This is a genomic window from Hymenobacter sp. B81, assembly GCF_044628455.1.
Taxonomy (GTDB): Bacteria; Bacteroidota; Bacteroidia; order Cytophagales; family Hymenobacteraceae; genus Solirubrum.
In genome coordinates, this window is sequence record NZ_JBIYZW010000003.1 from 135959 (window position 1) to 158485 (window position 22527).

Sequence of the window (22527 nt, forward strand, 5' to 3'; positions counted from 1 at the left end):
AGGCAACAACCGCACCAGCCGCGGCCGGGCTGCTACTTAAGCTACCGAAAACCGCCTTATTTTCGGGCCATGAGTTACCCTGCCCCCGCCCCCGATTCGTCGGCCCTGAACTCTTCGCGCGCCCCCGAGCCGGTGGGCCTCTACCCGCACGCCCGGCGGGTGGGCAACCTGCTGTTTCTCTCGGGCGTGGGCCCGCGCCAGCGCGGCGAAAAGCAGGTGCCCGGCGTGGAGCTTGACGAAGCCGGCAACATCCGGAGCTACGACTTCGAGCGGCAGTGCCACGCCGTGTTTCAGAACGTGCGCTATATCGTGGAGGAAGCCGGGGCGCGCTGGGAAGATCTGGTTGACGTGACTGTGTTCCTGACCAACATGCGCGACGACTTTGCCACCTACAACCGCCTCTACGCCGAGTATTTCGCCGGGGCCCAGCCCTGCCGCACTACCGTCGAAATCAACTGCCTGCCCACGCCCATTGCCATCGAGCTGAAGTGCATTGCCTGGGTGGGCGGGTAGAGCATCGGCCCCGGCAAATAAGGTAAGCCTGGTCCCGGGTTACTGCGCGGCCGCCGACGGCACCAGGTGCGCGGCCTTGTTCAGCAGCCAGCTCTGGCCCTCGGGGCGCAGCCGTACCAGCGAATACGGCCCGCGCAGCAGCAGGCCATAGTATTCCAGGCACAGCCGGCCCTGGCGTAGCGCGGCGGAAACGGCCTCGACATCGGCCAGCGCCTGCGGGGCCGGCAAACATACCATGCCCTCGTCGAGAGCCAGCGAATCCGACGGCACCTGCTCCATCGTTTCGACCACCAACGACTGCGTTTGCAGGTGCAGCGGCACGTGGTCGTTGCCGGCAAATATCCAATGCATGAGCACCCGCTCGCCGGCCGACAGCACCAGGTGGTGGTAGGAAGCGGAGTGGGGACTGCGGTAAAGGGCGAATCGGGGAGTAGGAGCTGGCATCAAATCGGGGGCGGTAAGCTGGGCGAACGGGAATAAAGTCCCGGCCGGGCGCGGGGCCCGGCTTCGGCCCCACAACACCAGAGCGGCCCCGCGGCATTGCAGAATTTCTACGGAAACTACCGGGGGTAAACACCTAATTTTTATATTGATGATGTAGTTGAACGGCATTAAAGCGCCGTGAGCGGATGGGTTAAATAGCTGAGTGCAAAATAGCAAAAGACGCGGGCGTGGGCCGCAGACCCCGGCCGTGCGGGCAGCAGCAGCTACATCCCGGACGGGGTAGGGTGCGTACTAAGGCTGCCGCGTAATCTTGCTCTGCTCCCTATGCCAACCCGGAAGAAAACTGCTGCACGCCCCTCAACTCCCAGCAACTGCCCGCACCCTAAGGGCACGCTCATCGCCATTGGCGGCCACGAGCAAAAAGACCTCAAGGCCAAGGACAACGAAATGGCCGACGACAGCATTCTGCAGCACTTCGTGGCGGCCTTGCACGGCGATGGGCCGGTGGTAATCCTGCCCACCGCTTCGGAAGAGCCCGAAAACGCCGCCAAGGACTACGTGCGCGCCTTCGGTGAGCTGGGCGTGAAGCGGGTGGAAGTGCTCAACATCGTCAGTCGCGAAGAGGCCGACAACCCCGACTGCCTGCAGCTGCTCGACGAAGCGGCCGGCGTGATGTTTACCGGCGGCGACCAGCTGCGGCTCACGGCTATTCTGGGGGGCACCGAGATGCTACGCCGCCTCAAGGAACGCTACGCCTACTCGCACTTCGTCATTGCCGGTACCTCGGCCGGCGCCGCGGCCATGTCGACGCCCATGATTTACCAGGGCCGCAACGACGCCGGCTTCGTCAAGGACGAGATTCACGTCACCACCGGCCTGCAGTTCATGCACGACGTGGCCATCGACACCCACTTCGTAGCCCGGGGGCGCATCGTGCGCATGGCCCAGATCATTGCCACCAACCCGGGCTGCATCGGCCTGGGGCTAGAGGAAGACACCGCCGTAATCGTCACCGAGGGCTGCGAGATGCAGGTCATCGGCAACGGCCTGGTGGTGATTGTGGACGGTCGCGACTGCGCCGGCAACACCATCCACGAGGTTCGCCCCGGCGAGGTATTCTCCATTCGCGACCTGCGGGTGCATTTGCTGGCCAAGGGGCAGCGCTACAGCATTCCGGTGCAGCAGCAGCTCTACGTGTAGCCAAAGACCACCACTGTACCCCACGAAAAAGCCCCCGGATACGCTCCGGGGGCTTTCTGCATAGCTCAGAAGGGCAGCGGCGGGTTATTGCTGGGAACTGCGGCCCGCGCTGCTCTGCCGGCCCGGGGCCGACTTCTGCTGGGCGCTGGCCTGGGCGTTGCTGCGGCTGGCTTGCCCACCCTTGCGGCCCGCTTCGCGGGCTTCCTGGGAGGTCCACTCGTGGCCGCGGCCGCTGGCGTGCGAGGCCCGGCCGCCCTCGGAAGCAATGCGCCGCTGGGCTTCGGGGTCCATGGAGGCAAAGCCGCGGTTGCTGGTGCGCGAGGTGCCTGCCACGCTGCTGCGCGAATCGGTGCCCGTTTTGCCGGTGCCGGCCTGGGCGCTGCCGCGCGGAGTTTGATTGTTGGTTGCCATGATGTTGGTTGTGGTAAGTGGGATGGGACTGAAAACTGGGCTTTTAACGGTTTTGCAGTTGCAATGGGCATGAGAGCCCGCCGAAAAAAGCCTGCGGAAGTTGGTTTTACTGGTTTCTACGGAGGAGCTGCTACGCGTTTACCGCAGACTCGCCAGATCTAGGCTGCCGGGGGCAGGGGCTGGGAGCGTAGCGACGCCTGCGAAGGCCACGTGACTTCAAACAGCGACTCCAGGCGCAGCACCCGCAGCAGGCGCCGCAGTAGGGGACTCACGTTGTGAAGCACAATGCGCACGCCGGCCTGGCGAATGAGCAGCAGCTGGTTGAGGAAATGACACACGCCGTAGTCGCGCACGCTGCGCAGCTGCTGGCAGTCGACGAGCACGTGCACGGCTTTGCGGCGGATGTCGGGGTCCTGGGCCAGGGTTTGGGCCAGCAGGCCGGCATCGAGCACGTCGAGGTTGATGGGCACGAGGCGGGCTTCGGGGTGGGGCTGGGAAAGTGAAAGGGCGGTCATCGGGGGGCGGGATGAAACAGCGGGACGAATACGCTGCCAGGGGCAGTACTACTCAGTAAGGAGCACGACCGGATGGCTGATGGTAGATGGGATTTGGTGGATTATCAGCAAGTTAACTTGTCTGAGTAAACCCGGGCAGCGTGTTTACCCTCAATTTAGCCCTCCGTAAAAATTCGGCCGCGACCCGGATAAGTGCTGAATCTTGGCCGGCCGCTACCCGCCCGCCGGTATTTGGCGTTTACCTTGTACCCGCAGGTTGGCTTACTCTTTTCCTACTGCTATGCCTACTACCATTCGCCTTATCCTGGTCGACGACCACACCATCATTCGCGACGGTATTCAGGCCCTGCTGGCCGACGTGCCCGACCTGGAGGTAGTGGGCCAGGCCCGCAACGGCCGCGAGCTGCTGGAGCTGCTGGCCGATACCCCCGCCGACGTGGTGCTGATGGATCTGAACATGCCCGAGCTGAACGGCTTCGAGACGGTGCCGCTGCTGCGCCAGCAGTTTCCCGAGGTGCGCGTGCTCATCCTGAGTATGCTCGACCACGAGAAGTACGTGCACCAGGTACTCACGGCCGGCGCCCTGGGCTACGTGCTCAAGAATGCCGGCAAGGAGGAAATCACCTTCGCCATTCGTACCGTAGCCGCGGGCCGCCCCTTTCTGTGTACCGAGCTCGGCCTGGCCCTGCTCCACAAAGCCATTGAAGGGCCGGTAGCGACCAGCGGTGGCAAAAAAGTCAACGACCTCTCCAACCGTGAAACCGAGGTGCTGCGCCTGATTGCCGAGGGCCTGACCAACGCTGAAATTGCCGACAAGCTCTTCACCAGCAAGCGTACCATCGAAACCCACCGCCAGAACATCATCGAGAAAACCCAGGCCAAGAACACCGCCGCCCTCATCAAGTACGCCATGGAAACCGGCCTGCTCACCTAGCGCCTCCTAATGTTCGAGTATCGGCTCAAACATTAGGAGGCGCTAAGCCGCCCCGCCCCCAAACGCAAGCCGCCGTGCCGCGCCCCCAGGCGTAGCTCGGCGGCTTGCGTTTGGGGCTGGGGGCATCGAAGCCCTGTTTTTGTGCGTATTTTGCTTGTGCCGCCTACTTCTGCTTCCCCGAGCTATGAACGATACCCCTGATGACCAGGCGGCGCGTGCCCACCAACACCCGGACGAGCCGCCCCGCCGCTCGGAAACCGAAACCCTGGGCCAGAAAACCCCGGCGGAGATTGAGCGCCTGATGGAAGAGTTGCAGGTGCACCAGATCAGGCTGGAAATGCAGCACGAGGAACTGCGCCTGGCCCAGGCCGAGGCCCTGGCCGCCAAGGCACGCTACGTGGACCTCTACGACTTTGCCCCCCTGGGCTACTGCACCATCGACGCGCTGGGGCAGATTGAGCAGCTCAACCTGCGCGCCAGCCAGCTGCTGGGTTCCGGGCGTAACGACTTGCTGGGGCGCCGCTTGGGGTTGTTTGTGAGTCCCGAGTGCCGCGACGAGTTCTACCGCTTTCTGCACCGGGTGCTGGGCAGCGAGGAGCGCCAGCTGCAGGAGCTGACTATGCTGCGCGGCGAAAACATACCCTTTTACGTGCAGCTCGAGGGCGTGCGCGAAGCGGGCCAGCCCCCCCGGGCGCGCCTGACCCTCACCGACGTCACCAAGTCGCGCAAGGAAACCCTGGCCCTGGCCGCCAGCGAGGCCCGCTTCCGCACCCTGTTCGAAGAGTCGAAAGACGCGGTGGTGCTGGTGCAGAACCAACGCTACATCGACTGCAACCAGGCCGCGCTGGACCTCATTGGGGCCCGCCACAAAAGCCAGTTAGTAGGCCAGCCCATTCACTGGCTGGTGCCCGAGCGCCAGCCCGACGGCCGCCCCTCCCTGGCCGTCATCCGCGAAGTCATCGAGCAGCTGCGCCGGCACAAGGCCCACCGCTTGGAGTGGTACCGCCAGCGCTGCACCGGCGAGTTTATCTGGCTGGAAGTGGTGCTCACCACCATCGAGGTAGAAGGCGAGATGCTGGTGCACGCGGTATGGCGCGACATCACCGAGGCCAAGCGCGCCGCCGAGGGCCTGGCCGAAAGCGAAGCCCGCTTCCGCACCATCTTCGAGGAAAGCAACGACGGCATGCTGCTGCTGCAGCAGGGGCGCTACACGGCCTGCAACGCCGCGGCCCTGCGCATCATCGGGGCCGAACGGCCCGAGCAGATCGTGGGCCAGCCGGTGGCCGTGTGCACCCCCGAGTACCAGCCCGACGGCAACCACTCGGCTCAGTGGCTGGCGGCCAACGTGGAGAAGGCCATCGAGCACGGCTCTTTGCGCTGCGAGGTGCTCATGCAGCGCTTCAGCGGCGAGGAAATCTGGCTGGAAGCCGTGCTGACTCCCGTGGAGCTGCCCGGTCACCCCACCCTGGTGCACATTGTGTGGCGCGAAACCACCGACCGCCGCCGCGCCGAGCAGCAGCTGCTGGAAAACGAGCAGCGCCTGCGCATGGCCCTGCAGGTCAGCCGCAGCGGGTTGTGGGAGTGGAGCTTCGCCGACAACGCCCTGTTTTGGGACGAGCGCGCCCAGCACATCTTCGGCCGACCACCGGGGGAGGCGCCCGCTACCTTCGACGACCTGCTGGCTGCCATTCACCCCGACGACCAGGCCAGCCTGGACGAGGCCATTCGCCAAGCCGTGCACCAGCAGGCCCCCCTGCGCCTGGAGCACCGCGTGCGCCACCCCGACGGCTCCGACCACTACGTGGCCCTGCTGGCCCAGGCCAGCTACGACGAGCAGGGCCAGCCCCAGCGCCTGACCGGGCTGGTGCGCGACATTACCCAGCGCCGCCAGGTGCAGGACGAGCTGCGGCTCAAAAACCGCCTGCTCGACCACATCATGCGCAACGTGCCCGTGGTGCTCACCCGGCTGCGCCCCGATGGCGAGCTGCTGGAAGTCAGCGGCGCCGGGCTGCGCCGCCTCGGCGTGGCCGACAATCAGCTGGTGGGCCTGAACGCCTTCGAAGCCTATCCCATGCTCCACGAGCACCTGCACAAGCTGCTCGCGGGCCAGGAAGTGAGTTTTCTGGGCTTGCCGCCCCGCCGCCCCGGGCAGGTGTACTTTCAGAACTACGGCTTTTTCGACCACGAGCAGCAGGTGGGCATCCTGTTCGCCGTCGACGTGACCGAAACCGAGCAGGCCAAGCAGCGCCTGCAGGCCGAGAAGGACTTTTCGCGCAGCCTGCTCGACACCAGCCCCGACGCCATCGTGGCCCTCGACGCCGAGCTGCGCCTGAGCGTGCTCAACCGCGCCGCCAGCGAAGCCTTTGGCCTGCGCGAAGCCGACGTGCTGGGCCGCCCGCTGTTCGAGTTGCTGCCCGACCTGAACCTGGCCAAGTACCACGCCGTGCTCAACCAGGTGCTGGCCGGGGCCTCGGCCCAGCACTACGACCTGCCCTTTCAGCAGCGCTACTTCGATATGTACCTGGGCCCGCTGCGCAACGCCGCGGGCGACAACCAGGAAGGCCTGCTGGCCGTGCTGCGCGACGTGACCGAGCGCAAGCACCTGGCCAGTGAAGCCACCCACCTGCAGCTGCAGCGCCAGAAGGAAGTGCTCAGCGCCATTCTGCACACCCAGGAAGACGAGCGCAAGCGCATTGCCGAGGCCCTGCACAACGGCGTGGGCCAGCTGCTTTACGCCACCAAGCTCCACCTCGAGCCCCGCCCCGTCGACGAAAGCCACCGCACGGCGGCCCTCAACATCATCAACGAGGCCATCAAGGCCACCCGCAACATTTCCTTCGAGCTCACGCCCAACATCCTCGAAGACTTCGGGCTGAAAACTGCCCTGGAGGAAATCTGCAAGCGCATTCCGCACGTCCTGCGCGTGCACCTGAGCGTAGGCGAGCTGCCCGAGCCACTGTCGCCCGTGCTCAGCACCGCCGTCTACCGCATCGTGCAGGAACTACTCAACAACGTGATGAAGCACGCCCAGGCCCGCGAAACCTTCGTGTACGTGGAGCCGGCCGGGGCCCAGCTGCACGTGAGCGTGGAAGACGATGGCGTGGGCTTCGACGTGGGAGAGGCCACCAGCCACCGCAGCGGCATCGGCCTGAGCGGGATTCGCAACCGCGTGAGCCTGCTCGGCGGCCAGCTCACCATTCGCTCGCAGCCCGGCCGGGGCACCGCCATCAGCATCGAGCTGCCCCTCACCCTCATTGATCATTGATCAATGATCAACAAGCCATAAGTTGTGAGGGGCGCCCGAAGCAGCCGGAACAGGGCCGCCTGCCGGTTGATAAATGATGATTGATAAATGATGAATGATCAATGATAAATGAGAGCTGGCCGAGCCGTGCAACCGATTGATCAATGATAAATGATCAATGATAAATGAACAGGGGCCAACCCGGCGCGGTCGGGCGGCGTAGCCTCAGGGTTCACTGCTCACTGCTCATTGTCTATGCATCAGCCCGACCAAACCTCCGGCGCCACTACTCCCATGTGGCTGGCCACTGCCGACCGTCCCACCTTTGAGCCCCTGCGCCAGTCGGCCACCGTCGACGTGGTGGTCATCGGGGGCGGCATTGCGGGCCTCACCACGGCCTACCTGCTGGCCGCCGAGGGGCGCCTGGTGGCCGTAGTCGAAGACGGCGAAATCGGCTCGGGGGAAACCGGGCGCACCACCGCCCACCTCTCCAACGCCCTCGACGACCGGTTCTACCACCTCGAAAAGCTGTTCGGCGAGGAAGGCGCCCGCCTGGCGGCCGACAGCCACGGCCAGGCCATCAACCGCATCGAGAGCATCGTGCGCGAGGAAAACATCGACTGCGGCTTCCGCCGCCTCGACGGCTTCCTGTTTCTGCCCAAGGGCGGCCGCGAACAGGAGCTTGACGACGAGCTGGCCGCTGCCCACCGCGCCGGGCTTACGGGCGTGGAGCGCCGCCCCGACTCGGGCACCCGCGGCTTCAGCACCGGGCCCTGCCTGCGCTTTCCCAACCAGGGTCAGTTCCACATTCTGCAGTATCTCCACGGCCTGGCCCGCGCCATCGGGCAGCGCGGCAGCCGCATCTACACCCACACCCGCGCCACCGAAATTCACGTCATCGACCAGGAGGCCCGCGTGGTAACTCAGGGCGGCGCCGAGCTGCGCGCCCGCCACGTGGTGGTGGCCACCAACACGCCCTTCAACGACCGCGTGGTGATGCACACCAAGCAGGCGCCCTACCGCACCTACGTAGTGGCCGCCCGCGTGCCCCACGGCGCCATTGCCCCGGCCCTGTACTGGGACACCGCCGACCCCTACCACTACGTGCGCCTGCAGGAAATTCCCCAGACCGCGGCCGGCGGCGCGGCCTACGACCTGCTCATCGTGGGCGGCGAGGACCACAAAACCGGCCAGGAGGAAAACCCCGAGGAGCGCCTGCGCTGCCTGGAAGAGTGGACCCGGGAGCGGTTTCCCCAGGTCGAGCAAATCAACTTCCGCTGGTCGGGCCAGGTGATGGAGCCCGTCGACGCGCTGGGCTTCGCCGGCCGCAATCCGCTCGACGCCGACAACGTGTACATCATCACCGGCGACTCGGGCCACGGCATGACGCACGCCACCCTCGGGGCCATGATCGTGACCGACCTCATTCAGGACCGCTCCAACCCCTGGGCCCAGCTTTACGACCCCGGCCGCATCACGCCCAGCCTCGACACGGCCAAGGAGTTCCTGAAGGAAAACCTGAACGTGGCCGCCGAATACACCGACCTGCTCACCGGCGGCGACGTGAGCAAAGCCGAAGAAATTGCCCCCGGCAGCGGGGCCGTGCTGCGCCGCGGCCTGAGCAAAGTAGCCGTGTACCGCGACCCGCAGGGCCAGACCCACGAGTGCTCGGCCATCTGCCCCCACCTGGGCTGCGTGGTGCACTGGAACAACCTCGAGAAAAGCTGGGACTGCCCCTGCCACGGTTCCCGCTTCTCGGCCCTGGGCGAGCTGATGAACGGCCCCGCCGACCGCGGCCTCGCCCCGGCCGAGTAGGGCAGGGGAGCGGCAAGGCCAGCGGCCCGCTGCAACCCGTCTGCCGGCGCAGCCGGTCCGAGCATCAACCCCAAACCGCCCCTTCTCATCTGAGGAGGGGCGGTTTGGGGTTGGTCGGCGCAGGTAACTCGAAGATCAGCCGCATTACCAACCCGCACCTGCGGCAAAGCAAACGGCAAACCAGCGAAAGGACCGGGCAATCGGGCAGAAGTGGCGTGCGAGTACGCGAAAGGCCCCGAGGCACTCATCAAAGTGGCCAACGAGCACGCGGAAGCCGCCAATGAGTAGGCCCCGGTGTCCGACGCGTTCAGCATAGTTAGCCACGAGCACGTGAAAGTGCCCAACGAGCCGGCCCGTACCTTCGCGGACCCCTACCGAAGTTGCCGTGCCCGTTTCGTCTGCCATCCGCCCCCTGGTCGTGCCGCCCCACGACCTGTTTACCGATAACCTGGCTTCCCACGCCGCCGAGGCCCGGCGCATTGCCGGCCGCCACAGCGCCGTGGGCTGGCTGCGCATTGCCGTGTTTCTGGTGGGGGCGGGCGGCGCCTGGTGGCTGTTCCGGCACCAGCCCCCGCTGGCCGGCTGGGCCTGGCTGCTCGTTTTCTACGTGGCCTTCCTCGTCATCATGCGCTGGCACGGGCGCATCGGCTACCGCCTGCTGCACCAGCAGCTGCTGGGCCGCATCAACCAGGAAGAGCTGACCCGCCTGGGCGGCACCATCAACGGCTTCGATGCCGGCCTGCGCTATCAGGACCCCCAGCACCCCTACACCGCCGACCTCGACGTATTCGGCCCCCATTCCCTGTTTCAGCTGCTGAGCCGCACCACCTCGCGCCTGGGTCAGGACAAGCTGGCGTCCTGGCTGCAGGCCCCCGCCGCCCCGGCCGAGCTGCGCCCGCGCCAGCAAGCCGTGGCCGAGCTGGCCCCCGATGTGAGCTGGTGTCAGCAGTGGCAGGCCAGCGCCCGGCACTTTCCCAAGCAGTCGGATGACCCACGACCCTTCCTGCAGTGGATGCACGCCCCCGACTTCTACGCCCGCCGCCGCTGGCTGCTGGCGCTGTTGCCCGTGCTGCCCCCGCTGGCTTTGCTCGGCATGGGGCTGTGGCTAGCGGCCGGTTACTCGGGTTGGCTGGCCCTGGCGCCCATCCTGGTCATGTACGGCCTCAACCACCGCTTCCGCCTGGAGCGCGACGCCGTGTTCGAGCGCAGCATGGACATGTACGACGTGCTGCGCGCTTACCGCGACCAGCTGCTGCTGCTCGAAGCCCGGGAGTGCGAGGCCCCGCAGCTGGCCGCCCTGCGCGCCCGCCTGCTCGAGCACGGTCAGCCCGCCTCGGCCTACGTGGCCCGGCTGGCGCGCATAGCCCAGAACTTCTCGCTGCGCTGGAGCACCCTGGCGGGCTTTTTCGCCAACAACCTGCTCATGTGGGACTTCTTCTGGATGTGGCGCCTCGAAAGCTGGAAGCGGCAGCTGGGCGGCTCCCTCGAGCCCTGGCTCGACGTGGTGGCCGAGGTGGAAGCCCTGGTGAGCCTCGCCGCCACCCGCTACGCCCACCCGCACTGGGCCGAGCCCGAGCTAAGCGACGAGCCGCTCACCTACGAGGCCGTGGCGCTGGCGCACCCGCTCATCTTCAGCACGAGCCGCGTGGCCAACGACTTTGCCAGCGTGGGGGCGGGGCGCACGGCCCTCATTACCGGTTCCAACATGTCGGGCAAAACCACCTTCCTGCGCACCGTGGGGCTGAACGCGGTGCTGGCTTTGGCTGGCGGCCCGGTCTGCGCCCAGCGCCTGCGGCTGGGGCCGGCTCAGCTGTTCACCGCCATGCGCACCCAGGACAACCTGGCCGAAAGCACCTCCTCGTTCTACGCCGAGCTCAAGCGCCTGCGCCAGCTGCTCGACCTCACTGCCACCGGCCAGCCCGTCTTCTTTCTGCTCGATGAAATTCTGAAGGGCACCAACTCCCGCGACCGGCACGCCGGGGCCCGGGGCCTCATCCGCCAGCTGCACCGCCGTCCCGCCAGCGGCCTGGTGAGCACCCACGACCTGGAGCTGGGCGACCTGGCCACCGTGCTGCCGGGCTTCGTGAACAATTACAGCTTCAACAGCACCGTAGCGGGCGACGACATTCGCTTCGATTACCGCCTCACGCCCGGCCTCTGCCGCGAGTTCAACGCCAGCAAGCTCATGCAGCTGATGGGAATTGAGGTGTAATGTGGGGAAGTGTGGGGAATGAGGTTGAATGTGGGGAATGTGGAGAATAAGAGAAATGATGGGGAAACGGGTCTAATGGGGGTAAGGTGCTGGTTGGAAAGGAAGGTTTAATGCAGGCCATTCAACGCCGGGAGGCTGCCACGGCAGCCGTTTAATTTCCCCCGGCCGCAACCTTTCCTGCCGTTTCCTCATAAGCACCTCAACCTCATCAGTGCGCGGCCCTGACCCGCGCCTTATCACCATCGGCAACTTCGCTCATTCTCCACATTCCCCACATTCAACCTCATTCCCCACATTTCTCACATTTCCCACATTCAGCCCATTCAAACCCATTAACCCAGCATGTACATCCGGCAGAACCTTCGGTGGAGTATCATATGGCGCAGCTCCCGGGCTTCGGTGCTGTTTCTGTTGCTCTACAACACGGTGATTTGCGCCCTGTACGTGGGGGGCATGCGGTTTCTGGCCATACCCTGGCAGCCGGTAGCCACCCTGGGCACGGCCGTGGCCTTCTACATCGGCTTCAAGAACAACGGCTCCTACGACCGATTCTGGGAAGGCCGGCAGATCTGGGGCGGCATCGTCAACGCCAGCCGCACCTGGGCCATTCAGGTGCTCGAGCACATCACCTCCCGCGTCGATGCCCTCGACCTGCCCCGGGAAATGCCCGCCGCTACTGCCGCCGAGCTTACCGTGCGCCACCGCCGCCTGCTTTACCGCCACATTGCCTGGTGCAACGCCCTGCGCCTGGAGCTGCGCCGTCAGCGCGGGGAGTTGTGGGAAAGCGACGTGGCCCCGTTCCTGTCGGCCGAAGAGTCGGAGTTTATGCGTCACCGGGCCAACCCGCCGGTGCACCTGCTGCGCCGGCAGGCCGCCGAGCTGCGGGTGCTGCGCGAGGAGCGCGGCCTGCTCAACGACTTCCAGCACATCACCTCCATGCAGACGCTGGACCAGCTCTTCACCCTGCAGGGCGGCTGCGAGCGAATCAAGAACACCCCGTTTCCGCGGCAGTTCGCGTTCTACAGCTTTGTGTTCGTGAGCCTGTTTGCCGTGATGCTGCCCCTGGGCCTGCTGCACGAGTTCGAGCTGCAGGGGCCCCGAGCCATCTGGCTGTCGGTGCCCATCTCCACGCTCATTGCCTGGGTGTTCAACACCATTGAGGCGGTGGGGCACACCAGCGAGAATCCCTTCGAAAACCAGATGAACGACGTGCCGATGACGGCCCTGTGCCGCACCATCGAAATCGACCTGCGCGAGATGCTGGGCGAAACCGAGCTGCCCCCGAAGATTTTGCCTATCGCCGAGGTGCTGTACTAGCCCATTCCATTTTGCTTGCCTGCCCCGCCGCCCGGCCGCCAGTAGCGACCGGGCGGCGCTGCGTTTTCCCGTAGGCAGCCCGATTAGATGCCGGTTCGGGCGGGCAGTAAGTTGAAGTTTATATATAAACGGAACTATGTGAGTTAATTATCAGTATGATGCGAGGAAAGAATGGCACTGAGCCTTTGGGCTGATGCCGCCTCTGGCCGGGGCGGGCATCTGGAGAAATTGTGACGTTGCGTGCTGAAATGATTCCCTAAGGTGAAATAGCTCAACTGGTCCGGCCCGCCCGTCGGCGGCCGGTGTTTTCTCGTTTCCTTCTGCCTGCGTAGTTGCCGCGCCCACGACCACTCACCTCGAATTTTTCAAATGGAGGTCTACCGAGAGATTTTGCCCAATAGCTACCTGCTCATCCTGGCCGACGACCTGCCCGAACACACCGAGCAGGACGATGCCCTGGATTGGGCCTTGCGCCGGGCCGTGCGCAGCGGCAAGTCCAGCGTGTGGGTCGACTGCACCCACCTGCACCATTTGCCGCCCGATGCCGGGCAGGTGCTCACCTACTACTACGCCAAGCTGCGCAAGCACGGCATGGATCTGGTGCTGTGCCACCTCAACCCCGAGGTGCTGCAGGAGCTGGAAAAACTGTCGGCGGTGCACCCGCCCGTGGTGCCCACCCTGCTCGACGCCGAGCAGTACTGCCAGCAGCAGCTGCTGCTGCGCCAGTCGGCCTGAGCGGCGGGCTACCCCGATACCAGCAGTGGCCGCCTTCCGGGTTCGGAAGGCGGCCACTGCGTTGGTGACCAGGCCCATGCTGCCGCTTACTTGGCCGGCGGGTTGGTGCCCGGCTTGAGGGTGCGCCCCAGCCAGTCGAAGAACACGCGGTTCCAGAGCACCGAGTTCTGGGGTTTCTGAATCCAGTGGCCCTCGTTGGGGAAGTACAGGAAACGGCTGGCAATGCCGCGCAGCTGGGCCGAGCCGAAGGCCTGCATGCCCTGGCTTTCGGGCACGCGGAAGTCCTTGCCCCCGTGGATGACCAGGATGGGCGTGTCCCAGGTGCCCACGAAGCGCTGGGGGTTGAACTGGGTGTAGGTGCGGTAGATGCTGGTGTTGGTGGTGGCTTTCCGGTCGCCGTTCACCATTTTTTCCACGTCGGCGGCCTGCTGCAGCTCGTTGGGCGAGGTAATCTGCTCCCAGGGGGCGCCGCCCAGGTCGTGGTGGGCAAAGAAGGTTTCCTCGGTGGTGGGGTACCAGCTGGCCAGGTCATAGAGGCCGGCGTGGGCAATGAAGGTCTTGAAACGGCCCTTGTGGTGACCGGCGAGGTAGTACACCGAGTAGCCCCCGTAGCTGGCGCCTACGCAGCCGCGGCGGTCCTTGTCTACGTAGGGCTCCTCGCTCACCGCGTCGATGGCCGAGAGGTAGTCCTGAATGGGCTGGCCACCCCAGTCACCGCTGATCTGGTCGTTCCACTGGCGGCCGAAGCCGGGCAGCCCGCGGCGGTTGGGCGCCACCACGATGTAGCCCTGCGCGGCCATCAGCCCGAAGTTCCAGCGGTAGGAAAAGGCCTGGGTGATGGGGCTCTGCGGCCCGCCCTGGCAGTACAGCAGCGTGGGATACTTCTGCTTGGGGTCGAAGTCGGGCGGGTAAATGACGTACACCTGCATCTGCTTGCCGTCGGTGGTGGCCACGCGGCGGTTTTCCACCTTGCCTACCTTCACTTTGCTCATCACCTCGGCGTTGAGCTGGGTGAGCGGGACTTCCTTGCCGTTTTTCAGGTTCACGCGCACCAGCTCGGCCGGGCTTTGCATGGTGGTGCGGTTGCAGACGGCCGCGTCGGGGCCGGCCAGCTCGAAGGCGTTGTAGTTCTGTAGGCCTTCCGTGAGCTGCCTGATCTTGCCGCCCTTGCTGGGCACCGCAAACAGCTGCTCGGTGCCCGCCACCACGGCCAGGAAGTAAATCGTTTTGCCATCGGCCGACCAGCGCACGTTGGCCGCCGACAGCTCCGAACCCTTGGTCACGTCCTGGCGCTGGCCGGTTTTGAAGTCGTGCACCACAATGGCGTTGCGGTCGGCCTCGAAGCCGGGCGTGGCCATGCTCAGCCAGGCCACCTGCCCGCCGTCGGGCGAAAACACCGGCTCGACGTCGTAGCCACCCAGGCCCTCCGAGAGGTTTTTGGTGCTGCCCTCGCGCACCGAGTACAGGTAGATGTCGGAGTTGGTGCTCAGGGCTTCGGCCCGGCCCGAGAGCTTGCGCGAGGTGTAGGCCAGCAGGTAGCCGTCGGGCGAAAAAGCTAGCTGCTCGGCGCCGGCCAGGGGCCGCACCGGTGCGTCGAACACTTCGCCCGCCTGCACGTCCTTGCCGTAGCCCACGGGGCGGCCGTCGTCGCCCACGGGCTGGAAGAACACGTGCGAGGCTTGGTCGTCTTCCCACTGCGTCCAGTGGCGGTAAAACAACTCGTCGTAGAGCTTGGCGTCGGCCTTGGGCAGGTCGGGGTACAGGTCCTGTAGGTTCTTGCGCACCTTCACGTCCTGGGTGTAGAGGATGAAGCGGCCGTTGGGGGCGTACCGAAGGTTGCCGAGGCTTTCGTCCTTGAAGTCGCTGAGCTGCTGCTTGCCCGAGCCGTCGGCGTTCATCACGAACAGCTGGGTGCTGCCGCCCGCGTTGGAGAGGTAGGTGAGCTTGCCGTCGGGGCGCCAGTTCAGGGTGTTCTCGCTCTGGGGCGTACTGGTGAGCTGCTGCACCTTGCCGCCGCCCACCGGCACCGAGTAAATGTCGGCGCTGCCGCGGTTGGCGCCCAGGTCGTAGCGCGTGACGGTGAAGGCCACGGTTTTGCGGTCGGGCGACACCTGCAGCTCGCCCAGGCGGCCCAGCTGCCAGAGCAGTTCGGGCGTCAGGGTTTGCTGTTGGGCCGCGAGCGGGAGGGAGGCCGAAGTGAGCAGGGCCAGCAGGGCTTTCTTCATGAAAAAGGCAGGGAGGTACGTTTCAGCAAGGTAGCCACGAAAGCAGAACCGCCCGGCACCGCCTGAGGGAGCCGCCAGCCAATGACGCGGGGCGGCCGGTTACCTTGCGCGCATGTCCGATTTTCGTTTGCGCGTCTTCGCGTCCGTGGCCCGGCACCTGAGCTTCACCAAGGCCGCCCAGGAGCTGTTCATCACCCAGCCGGCCGTCACCAAGCACGTGCGCGAGCTGGAGCGCAGCTACGACCAGCGCCTGTTTGAGCGCCGGGCGGGCCGTGTGAGCCTGACCGAGGCCGGCCGCGTGCTGCTGAGCTACGCCGAGCAAATAACCGAACTGCACCGCCGGCTCGACAGCCAGCTGCACGGCCTGCACGATGCCGCCGCTGGCCGCCTGCGCCTGGGCGCCAGCACCACCCTGGCCCAGTACCTGATTCCGCCCATCCTGCCCGGCTTCCAGGCCCAGTACCCGCGCGTGGAGCTGACTTTGCTCAACGGCAATACCGAGCAGATTGCCGAGGCGCTGCTGCACGGGCAGATCGATCTGGGCTTCGTGGAGGGGCAGGTGAAAAACCGCGACCTGCACTACGAATTGCTGCTCCACGACGAGCTACTGGCCGTGCGCCGGGCCGGGCCGGGCGGCCCACCGGCTGCGGCGCTGCCCCTGGCCGAGGTGCTGCGCCACCCGCTGGTGCTGCGCGAGCGGGGTTCGGGTACCCTCGAAGTGCTGGAGTTTGCTTTGCGCGAGCATAAAATCAAGCTTAGCCAGCTCACCGTGGCCATGTACCTCGACAACACCGAGGGCATCAAGTCCTACCTCGAAGCGTCCGGGGCGCTGGGCTTCGTCTCGAAGCGGGCTATTGAGAAGGAAGTGGCGGCCGGGCGGCTGGAAATCGTGCCGGTGCGCGAGCTGCACCTCACTCGCCGCTTCGACGCCGTGTGGGTGCAGGGCCAGCCGCTGCCGCCGGCCGCGCAGCGCTTTCTCGGCTATGCCCACCAGCGGCTGTCTGATGCGGCTTTATAACTAATGGTTATCGGCTATAAATATTTTTGATAAGGGAAGGCCTGACAGGAAGCGTACTTTTGGCGCCCTTGTTGCCCTGCTTCCCCTCGTGAAAACCCTGCGCCCCATAACCTACCGGCCTTCCCCCGCCGAACACGTTCACAACAGCCTGCACGCCCTGCTGCACCGGCAGTATTCTCTGTTCGGGCGAAACTTCACCCCGCAGATGCTGGTCTTCGGCCTGGCCTTGCTGCTGTGCTTGTCGCCCTGGGGTTCCCCGCCGCTGGCACTGGCGCTGGGGCTGGTGGTAGCCCTGGTTATCGGCAACCCGTTTGCCGCGCAGAGCAAGCAGCTCACCGGCAAGCTGTTGCAGTGGTCGGTAGTGGGGCTGGGCTTTGGCATGAACGCGCACACGGCCCTGCAGGCCAGCCGCGAAGGGCTGCTGTTTACGGTGGCTTCCATTGCGGGCACGCTCACAGTGGGCTACCTGCTGGGGCGCTGGCTGGGCATCTCGCGCCGGGCCTCCCACCTGATTGCCAGCGGCACCGCTATCTGCGGGGGCAGCGCCATTGCGGCGGTAGGACCGGTAGTGAAGGCCACCGAAGAGGAAATGTCGGTGGCGCTGGGCACCGTGTTCGTACTCAACGCCCTGGCCTTGTTTCTGTTTCCGCTCATTGGCGAGGCGCTGAGCATGAGCCAGAACCAGTTCGGTCTGTGGGCCGCCATTGCCATTCACGACACCAGTTCGGTAGTGGGCGCCGCCAGCCACTACGGCGACCAGGCCCTGCAGGTGGCTACCACCGTGAAGCTGGCCCGGGCGCTGTGGATTATTCCCGTGGCTTTGCTCACGGCCGTGCTGTTCAAGACGCCCGGCACCAAGGTCAAGCTGCCCTACTTCATTCTGGGCTTTATCGGGGCCATGCTGCTGGTGAGCTACCTGCCCGCCCTGCAGCCGGTGGCGCCCTGGCTGGTGCGCCTGGCCAAGCTGGGCCTCACGCTCACCCTGTTTCTGATCGGAGCGGGGCTGTCGAGCCGGGTGCTCAAGGCCGTGGGGCCGCGGCCGCTGGTGCAGGGCGTGGTGCTGTGGGTGCTGATATCGGCCGTGTCGCTGTGGGTGATTCTGCACACGGTAGCCTAGCGGCCCTCTGACCGGGCTCCGCCTCATTCTGCGTACCTTCGTGGGCCTGATATGAAGCTACCCGCGTTCCACGACCTCATCATTTTTGAAAACGAGGACTACCTCGTCATCAACAAGCCCCCGTTTCTGGCCACGCTCGACGAGCGCGTGGGCGGCGCGCCCAACATCCTGCGCCTGGCCCGCCAGCACTACGACGACATTCAGGCGGCCCACCGCCTCGACAAGGAAACCAGCGGCGCGCTGGCCCTGGCCAAGCACCCGGCGGCCTACCGCCACCTGGCCATGCAGTTTGAGGCCCGCACGGTGAAGAAGGTCTACCACGCCGTGGGCTGGGGCGTGCACCACTACGACGGCCTGCGGGTGGAGCGCAACATCGAAACCACCACCAAGGGCAAGGCCCGGCTGGCCTTCAACGGCAAGCCCGCCGAAACCCTGGTGCGCACCCTTGAAACCTTTGCCCGCCACACCTTATTTGAGTGCCTGCCCGTAACCGGCCGCATGCACCAGATTCGCCTGCACCTGATGTACCTGCAGGCCCCCATCGTGGGCGACACCATGTACGGCGGCGACGACTTTTACCTGTCTTCGCTCAAGCGCAAGTTCAACGTGAAGCAGGGCGACGAGGAGCAGCCCTTCATCAAGCGCTTTGCCCTGCACGCCCGGCAGCTCACCTTTCAGGGCCTCGACGGGGAGCCCATCAGCGTGGAGGCCGAATACCCCAAGGACTTCCGCGTGCTGGTGGAAACCCTGCGGCAGTACAGCTAGGACCGAAGTGGCCCCAAGCCGAGGAGCGGAGCGGGCCACTAGGCGCGCGCGGGCGCTCCGACGCATCTTTATTGGCTACTGCTTTGCTTCTCAAGCAAAAAGCGCTAATTTTGTGTCCGTTTTTCCCGAACCTTGTGCCTTCTTCTCAGGGTTTGCGGCTGAATCGTAAACACTTACCCAACCATCAACCCCTGATCCATGGATCATCTGAGCTTCAAGACGCGCTCGGTAAACAAAGCCTCGGCCGATAAGGCCTGGGTTGTTGTGGACGCCAGCGACAACACGCTCGGACGAGTGGCCAGCCAGATTGCCAACATGCTGCGTGGCAAGCACAAGCCCTCGTTCACCCCCAACGCCGACTGCGGCGACAACGTCATCGTCATCAACGCCGACAAACTGCGCGTGACCGGCAAAAAGATGACCGACAAAATCTACCTGCGCCACACGGGCTACCCCGGCGGTCAGCGGAGCATCAACCTGCGCGACAAGAAAGCCAAGAACTCGGCTTCGGTTATCGAGCACGCCGTGAAAGGCATGCTGCAGGGCAACCGGCTGGGCCGCGAGCAGTTCCGCAACCTGTTCGTGTACGCCGGTGCCGAGCACCCGCATCAGGCTCAGCAGCCCACCACGGTTTCGCTGACCAACCTCTAAAAACAGCGTTGCCCTTCGCGGGGCTGCGTGTCATTGATTCGTCAACTCATGGAAATCATCAACACCTCTGGTAGAAGAAAAACCTCGGTGGCCCGCATCTACGTGCAGGCCGGGCAAGGGATTATCACTATCAACGACCGGGACATGAAGTCGTACTTCAGCAACGAGCTCCTGGAAACCATCGTCAACCAGCCCTTCACCACGCTCGATGCCGTGGGTAAGTACGACGTGCGCGTAAACGTGCGCGGCGGAGGCATCAGCGCCCAGGCCGAAGCAATTCGCCTGGCCATTTCGAAGGCCTTGGTTGAAGAAAACGCCGACGCCCGTCCGGCCCTGAAGAAGGAAGGCTTCCTGACCCGCGACCCCCGCATGGTGGAGCGCAAGAAGCCGGGCCGCCGCAAGGCTCGTCGTTCGTTCCAGTTCTCGAAACGCTAATCCAGAGGAATTTTCATTATGGCTCAGTCCATCACCTATAAAGACTTGCTGGATGCCGGTGCCCACTTTGGTCACCTTACCCGCAAGTGGGACCCGAAAATGGCGCCGTACATCTTCATGGAGAAGAACGGCATCCACATCATCGACCTGAACAAAACCTTGGTGTCGCTGGATCAGGCCTCGTCGGCCATCCGCAACATCGCTAAGTCGGGTCGCAAGATCATGTTCGTGGCCACCAAGAAGCAGGCGCAGGAAATCGTAACGGAAGAGGCCAAGCGCCTCAAAATGCCGTACGTGACCGACCGTTGGCTGGGCGGCATGCTCACCAACTTCGCCACCGTGCGCAAGTCGCTGAAGAAAATGAGCACCATCGACAAGATGGTGAAGGAAAACACCGCCTACGCCGCCATTGCCAAGCGCGAGCGGCTGATGCTGTCGCGTGAGCGGGAGAAACTGGAGCGCGTACTGGGCGGCATTGCCGACCTGAGCCGCCTGCCCGCCGCCCTGTTCATCGTGGACGTGAAGCGCGAGCACATCGCCGTGAAGGAAGCCCACAAGCTGGGTATCCCGGTGTTTGCCATCTGCGACACGAACTCCAACCCCGAACTCGTGGACTTCGCCATCCCCGCCAACGACGACGCCTCGAAGTCGGTAGCCCTGATCGTGGGTGCTATCAGCAAGGCCATCGAAGAAGGTTTGTCGGAGCGCAAGGTGGACAAAGAGGACGCCGACCGCAAGCAGGCTGACGAAGAAGCCATCCAGGAAAAGCAGAACGCCGACGAATAGGCGCTTCGCAGAAGCGAGACCTTAGAAGTTAGGAGTTAGAGACCTGGAGAGTGAACTTCTTTTCAGCCTCGGCTTCTAACTTCTTCTTGCTTTTACTGCCCGCTTTCCTCTTCATTCTAACATCTAAGTTCTCAACTCTCAGATCTACACAATGGCAGCAATTACCGCCGCAGACGTGAACAAGCTGCGCACCATGACCGGTGCGGGTATGATGGATTGCAAAAAAGCGCTGGTAGAAGCCGATGGCGACTTCGAAGCCGCTCGCGACATTCTGCGCAAGCAGGGCCAGAAAATTGCCGACAAGCGCTCGGACAACGCCACCTCGGAAGGGCTGGTACTGGCCAACGTGAGCGAAGACGGCACCAACGGCAAGCTCATTGCCCTGGCCTGCGAAACCGAGCCGGTATCGAAAGTGGCCGACTTCAAAGCCCTGGCCCAGCAAATCCTGGACGCCGCGGTGAAAAGCAACGCCGGTAGCAAGGAAGACCTGCTGGCCACGGCGCAGGCCGACGGCCGCTCGCTGCAGGACCACATCACCGACCTGATGGGCAAAATCGGCGAGAAGCTGGACGTGGTAGCCTACGAGAACATGACCGCTGAGAAAGTGGCCTCGTACATCCACTCCGACAACAAGAAGGGCGTACTGGTGGGCCTCAAGAACGTGGGCGGCGCCGACGTAGCCGCCTTAGGCCGCGACGTAGCCATGCAAATCGTAGCCATGCGTCCCGTAGCCGTCGACAAAGACGGGGTGGACTCGGCTACGGTAGAGCGCGAAATCGAAATCGGCAAAGAGCAGGCGCGCGCCGAAGGCAAGCCCGAAGCTATGCTGGAAAAGATTGCCCAGGGCAAGCTCAACAAGTTTTACAAGGAGAACACCCTGCTCAACCAGGAGTTCGTGAAGGACGGTTCGGTAACCATCGCCCAACTGCTCGACAAGACGCAGAAAGGCATGACGGTGTCGGATTTCAAGCGTGTGGCTATCGGTGCTTAAGCATCATTAACCACAATTCGGAAGCCCGCTGGCATTGCGCCAGCGGGCTTTTTTTATGAGCTTGATTTCAAAGTCAATAATCCAAATAGCGGGAAACCAGAGGTTCATTATATATAGTCGTTGTTTTATGTTTTGTGTGAATACTTTGGTCGAGATTATGATTAGGACTACCGGCAGTTTCATAATCCGAATTAGTAATTGACTGATTAATCCCGCCCAATGGGCATTTGGTCTGCTATCTGACGTAGTTGGGCGAAAAGGTGCCCTAAAGGAACTCTTTCGGCGAAACCGAAAGCCTGTTTTCGGGTAGATAACGCACGAATCCACCCCGGTTTCTTGCCTTTGCATCACCCTAACAAAAGCGTAAGATGAAACTAAGTGCTACTCCTTTTCACCCCGTCACGGGTGAGCTTTTGCCCGCGTATCGGGATGCCTATTTACGCGGCGATTTATCGAGCCAGAATACCCAACTGGTTGACGCCTACCTGCAAGCCAACAAAACGCTGGCCGATGACACGCTACGGCGCTTCTACGAGATGAAAAAGACCGGTCACCAGGTTCGGCCGGTAGGTTGGGTACAGCGGCAGTTCGAGCTGCTGCGCACCGAGCCGCAGCGGTTTCGCCGCCGCGCCGCTACGCTGGTAGCCGGTGGCGCCCTGCTGGGCAGCGCCGTGTTTGCCGGCACCAACCTGCCCACCGACAACACCCGCTACGAGCTGCCCGCTACGCCCACCGAAACGGCTGAGGCCGCCTCGTCGGCTTCGGCGGCCGGTGCCATGCGCATGGTATCGGTGCGTGGCCGCATTCTCGACGAGAACGGCCGGCCGCTAATTGGCGCCACGGTGCTCCACAAAGGCACCCGCACGGGTGTTTCGACCGATGCCGAGGGCAATTACCTGCTGCGCATTCCGGCCAACCAGAAACCCACGTTGCAGTACGCCTACGCCGGCTACGCCGAAGAGGAACTGCACGTGAAGGCCGGCGCTACCGAAAACGTGACGCTGGTGCCCCGCACCACCGAGCGCGCTTCGGCCAAGAAGCGCTGGCTGTTCTTTTAAGCATCATTGACTGCCGTAGGGTGATAAGCGAGGTACAATCGTCCGCAAGAAGCCGTTACGCTGCTGCGTCACCCTAGCCCAGGTCCCTCTGCCCGTGCGGAGGGACCTTTGTCAGGCCTTGCTCCAAGGCTCCTTATTCTC

20 protein-coding genes are annotated in these 22527 nt (G+C 64.1%); 16 read left to right on the plus strand and 4 right to left on the minus strand.

Annotated elements, in window-relative coordinates:
• Positions 1–69 precede the first annotated feature (69 nt).
• Entirely contained in the window at positions 70–513 is a 444-nt protein-coding gene (locus ACE191_RS17520; RefSeq protein WP_400193531.1) for a RidA family protein, read from the plus strand.
• A 39-nt stretch (positions 514–552) separates the two neighbouring features.
• Here ACE191_RS17520 and ACE191_RS17525 read toward each other — a convergent pair whose 3' ends face one another.
• The gene (locus tag ACE191_RS17525; protein WP_400193532.1) at positions 553–957 is read right to left on the minus strand and encodes a hypothetical protein; all 405 of its coding nucleotides are present in this window, start codon (positions 955–957) and stop codon (positions 553–555) included.
• Positions 958–1281: 324 nt separating this feature from the next.
• Here ACE191_RS17525 and ACE191_RS17530 point away from each other — a divergent pair, with 324 nt between their 5' ends.
• Positions 1282–2157: a cyanophycinase gene (locus ACE191_RS17530; RefSeq protein WP_400193533.1), complete on the plus strand. Its 876-nt coding sequence runs from the start codon at positions 1282–1284 to the stop codon at positions 2155–2157.
• Between the two features lie 84 nt (positions 2158–2241).
• Here the strand turns inward: ACE191_RS17530 and ACE191_RS17535 are convergent, their stop codons facing one another.
• Both ACE191_RS17535 and ACE191_RS17540 read right to left on the minus strand, forming a co-directional pair.
• Positions 2242–2568, minus strand: a complete 327-nt coding sequence (locus tag ACE191_RS17535) for a KGG domain-containing protein (RefSeq protein WP_400193534.1) — start codon at positions 2566–2568, stop codon at positions 2242–2244.
• A gap of 158 nt (positions 2569–2726) precedes the next feature.
• Positions 2727–3083 carry a hypothetical protein gene (locus ACE191_RS17540; RefSeq protein WP_400193535.1) on the minus strand — a complete coding sequence of 119 codons (357 nt, stop codon included), beginning with the start codon at positions 3081–3083 and terminating at the stop codon, positions 2727–2729.
• 280 nt (positions 3084–3363) lie between these two features.
• On the opposite strand from ACE191_RS17540, the gene ACE191_RS17545 reads away from it, so the two are divergent.
• From ACE191_RS17545 to ACE191_RS17570, 6 genes are all read left to right on the plus strand, one after another.
• Entirely contained in the window at positions 3364–4017 is a 654-nt protein-coding gene (locus ACE191_RS17545) for a response regulator (protein ID WP_400193536.1), read from the plus strand.
• 184 nt (positions 4018–4201) lie between these two features.
• On the plus strand, positions 4202–7282 hold the full coding sequence (locus ACE191_RS17550; protein ID WP_400193537.1) for a PAS domain S-box protein: 3081 nt from the start codon (positions 4202–4204) through the stop codon (positions 7280–7282).
• 234 nt (positions 7283–7516) lie between these two features.
• The gene (locus tag ACE191_RS17555) at positions 7517–9076 is read left to right on the plus strand and encodes an FAD-dependent oxidoreductase (RefSeq protein ID WP_400193538.1); all 1560 of its coding nucleotides are present in this window, start codon (positions 7517–7519) and stop codon (positions 9074–9076) included.
• Positions 9077–9461: 385 nt separating this feature from the next.
• Entirely contained in the window at positions 9462–11288 is a 1827-nt protein-coding gene (locus tag ACE191_RS17560) for a DNA mismatch repair protein MutS (protein WP_400193539.1), read from the plus strand.
• A gap of 342 nt (positions 11289–11630) precedes the next feature.
• A complete protein-coding gene (locus tag ACE191_RS17565; protein WP_400193540.1) occupies positions 11631–12605 on the plus strand; it encodes a bestrophin family protein in 975 nt (324 codons plus the stop codon).
• Positions 12606–12974: 369 nt separating this feature from the next.
• Positions 12975–13340, plus strand: coding sequence for an STAS domain-containing protein (locus ACE191_RS17570; RefSeq protein ID WP_400193541.1), 366 nt, complete (start codon positions 12975–12977; stop codon positions 13338–13340).
• 86 nt (positions 13341–13426) lie between these two features.
• Here ACE191_RS17570 and ACE191_RS17575 read toward each other — a convergent pair whose 3' ends face one another.
• Positions 13427–15565 carry an alpha/beta fold hydrolase gene (locus ACE191_RS17575; RefSeq protein WP_400193542.1) on the minus strand — a complete coding sequence of 713 codons (2139 nt, stop codon included), beginning with the start codon at positions 15563–15565 and terminating at the stop codon, positions 13427–13429.
• A gap of 112 nt (positions 15566–15677) precedes the next feature.
• Between ACE191_RS17575 and ACE191_RS17580 the strand changes: the two genes are divergently transcribed.
• From ACE191_RS17580 to ACE191_RS17615, 8 genes are all read left to right on the plus strand, one after another.
• Positions 15678–16583, plus strand: a complete 906-nt coding sequence (locus tag ACE191_RS17580) for a LysR substrate-binding domain-containing protein (RefSeq protein ID WP_400193543.1) — start codon at positions 15678–15680, stop codon at positions 16581–16583.
• Positions 16584–16671: 88 nt separating this feature from the next.
• Positions 16672–17700 (plus strand): YeiH family protein, encoded by a 1029-nt coding sequence (locus tag ACE191_RS17585; protein WP_400193544.1) that lies wholly within the window; start codon positions 16672–16674, stop codon positions 17698–17700.
• A gap of 51 nt (positions 17701–17751) precedes the next feature.
• The gene (locus ACE191_RS17590) at positions 17752–18465 is read left to right on the plus strand and encodes an RluA family pseudouridine synthase (RefSeq protein WP_400193545.1); all 714 of its coding nucleotides are present in this window, start codon (positions 17752–17754) and stop codon (positions 18463–18465) included.
• 198 nt (positions 18466–18663) lie between these two features.
• Entirely contained in the window at positions 18664–19116 is a 453-nt protein-coding gene (rplM, locus tag ACE191_RS17595) for a 50S ribosomal protein L13 (RefSeq protein ID WP_400193546.1), read from the plus strand.
• 48 nt (positions 19117–19164) lie between these two features.
• Complete coding sequence (rpsI, locus tag ACE191_RS17600) at positions 19165–19551, plus strand: 30S ribosomal protein S9 (RefSeq protein WP_400193547.1); 387 nt, start codon at positions 19165–19167, stop codon at positions 19549–19551.
• Between the two features lie 18 nt (positions 19552–19569).
• Positions 19570–20337 (plus strand): 30S ribosomal protein S2, encoded by a 768-nt coding sequence (rpsB, locus tag ACE191_RS17605; RefSeq protein ID WP_400193548.1) that lies wholly within the window; start codon positions 19570–19572, stop codon positions 20335–20337.
• A gap of 151 nt (positions 20338–20488) precedes the next feature.
• Entirely contained in the window at positions 20489–21328 is an 840-nt protein-coding gene (gene tsf, locus ACE191_RS17610; RefSeq protein WP_400193549.1) for a translation elongation factor Ts, read from the plus strand.
• 368 nt (positions 21329–21696) lie between these two features.
• The gene (locus ACE191_RS17615; RefSeq protein ID WP_400193550.1) at positions 21697–22386 is read left to right on the plus strand and encodes a carboxypeptidase-like regulatory domain-containing protein; all 690 of its coding nucleotides are present in this window, start codon (positions 21697–21699) and stop codon (positions 22384–22386) included.
• Positions 22387–22527: the final 141 nt, after the last annotated feature.

What these genes read in the sequence shown, in the direction of transcription:
- ACE191_RS17565 (WP_400193540.1), top strand. Translation starts at nt 11,631, where the DNA reads ATGTACATCCGGCAGAACCTTCGGTGGAGTATCATATGGCGCAGCTCC.
- tsf (WP_400193549.1), top strand. Translation starts at nt 20,489, where the DNA reads ATGGCAGCAATTACCGCCGCAGACGTGAACAAGCTGCGCACCATGACC.
- ACE191_RS17570 (WP_400193541.1), top strand. Translation starts at nt 12,975, where the DNA reads ATGGAGGTCTACCGAGAGATTTTGCCCAATAGCTACCTGCTCATCCTG.
- ACE191_RS17575 (WP_400193542.1), bottom strand. Translation starts at nt 15,565, where the DNA reads ATGAAGAAAGCCCTGCTGGCCCTGCTCACTTCGGCCTCCCTCCCGCTC.
- ACE191_RS17535 (WP_400193534.1), bottom strand. Translation starts at nt 2,568, where the DNA reads ATGGCAACCAACAATCAAACTCCGCGCGGCAGCGCCCAGGCCGGCACC.
- ACE191_RS17615 (WP_400193550.1), top strand. Translation starts at nt 21,697, where the DNA reads ATGAAACTAAGTGCTACTCCTTTTCACCCCGTCACGGGTGAGCTTTTG.
- ACE191_RS17545 (WP_400193536.1), top strand. Translation starts at nt 3,364, where the DNA reads ATGCCTACTACCATTCGCCTTATCCTGGTCGACGACCACACCATCATT.
- rpsB (WP_400193548.1), top strand. Translation starts at nt 19,570, where the DNA reads ATGGCTCAGTCCATCACCTATAAAGACTTGCTGGATGCCGGTGCCCAC.
- ACE191_RS17525 (WP_400193532.1), bottom strand. Translation starts at nt 957, where the DNA reads ATGCCAGCTCCTACTCCCCGATTCGCCCTTTACCGCAGTCCCCACTCC.
- ACE191_RS17530 (WP_400193533.1), top strand. Translation starts at nt 1,282, where the DNA reads ATGCCAACCCGGAAGAAAACTGCTGCACGCCCCTCAACTCCCAGCAAC.
- ACE191_RS17520 (WP_400193531.1), top strand. Translation starts at nt 70, where the DNA reads ATGAGTTACCCTGCCCCCGCCCCCGATTCGTCGGCCCTGAACTCTTCG.
- rpsI (WP_400193547.1), top strand. Translation starts at nt 19,165, where the DNA reads ATGGAAATCATCAACACCTCTGGTAGAAGAAAAACCTCGGTGGCCCGC.
- ACE191_RS17550 (WP_400193537.1), top strand. Translation starts at nt 4,202, where the DNA reads ATGAACGATACCCCTGATGACCAGGCGGCGCGTGCCCACCAACACCCG.
- ACE191_RS17555 (WP_400193538.1), top strand. Translation starts at nt 7,517, where the DNA reads ATGCATCAGCCCGACCAAACCTCCGGCGCCACTACTCCCATGTGGCTG.
- ACE191_RS17540 (WP_400193535.1), bottom strand. Translation starts at nt 3,083, where the DNA reads ATGACCGCCCTTTCACTTTCCCAGCCCCACCCCGAAGCCCGCCTCGTG.
- ACE191_RS17590 (WP_400193545.1), top strand. Translation starts at nt 17,752, where the DNA reads ATGAAGCTACCCGCGTTCCACGACCTCATCATTTTTGAAAACGAGGAC.
- rplM (WP_400193546.1), top strand. Translation starts at nt 18,664, where the DNA reads ATGGATCATCTGAGCTTCAAGACGCGCTCGGTAAACAAAGCCTCGGCC.
- ACE191_RS17580 (WP_400193543.1), top strand. Translation starts at nt 15,678, where the DNA reads ATGTCCGATTTTCGTTTGCGCGTCTTCGCGTCCGTGGCCCGGCACCTG.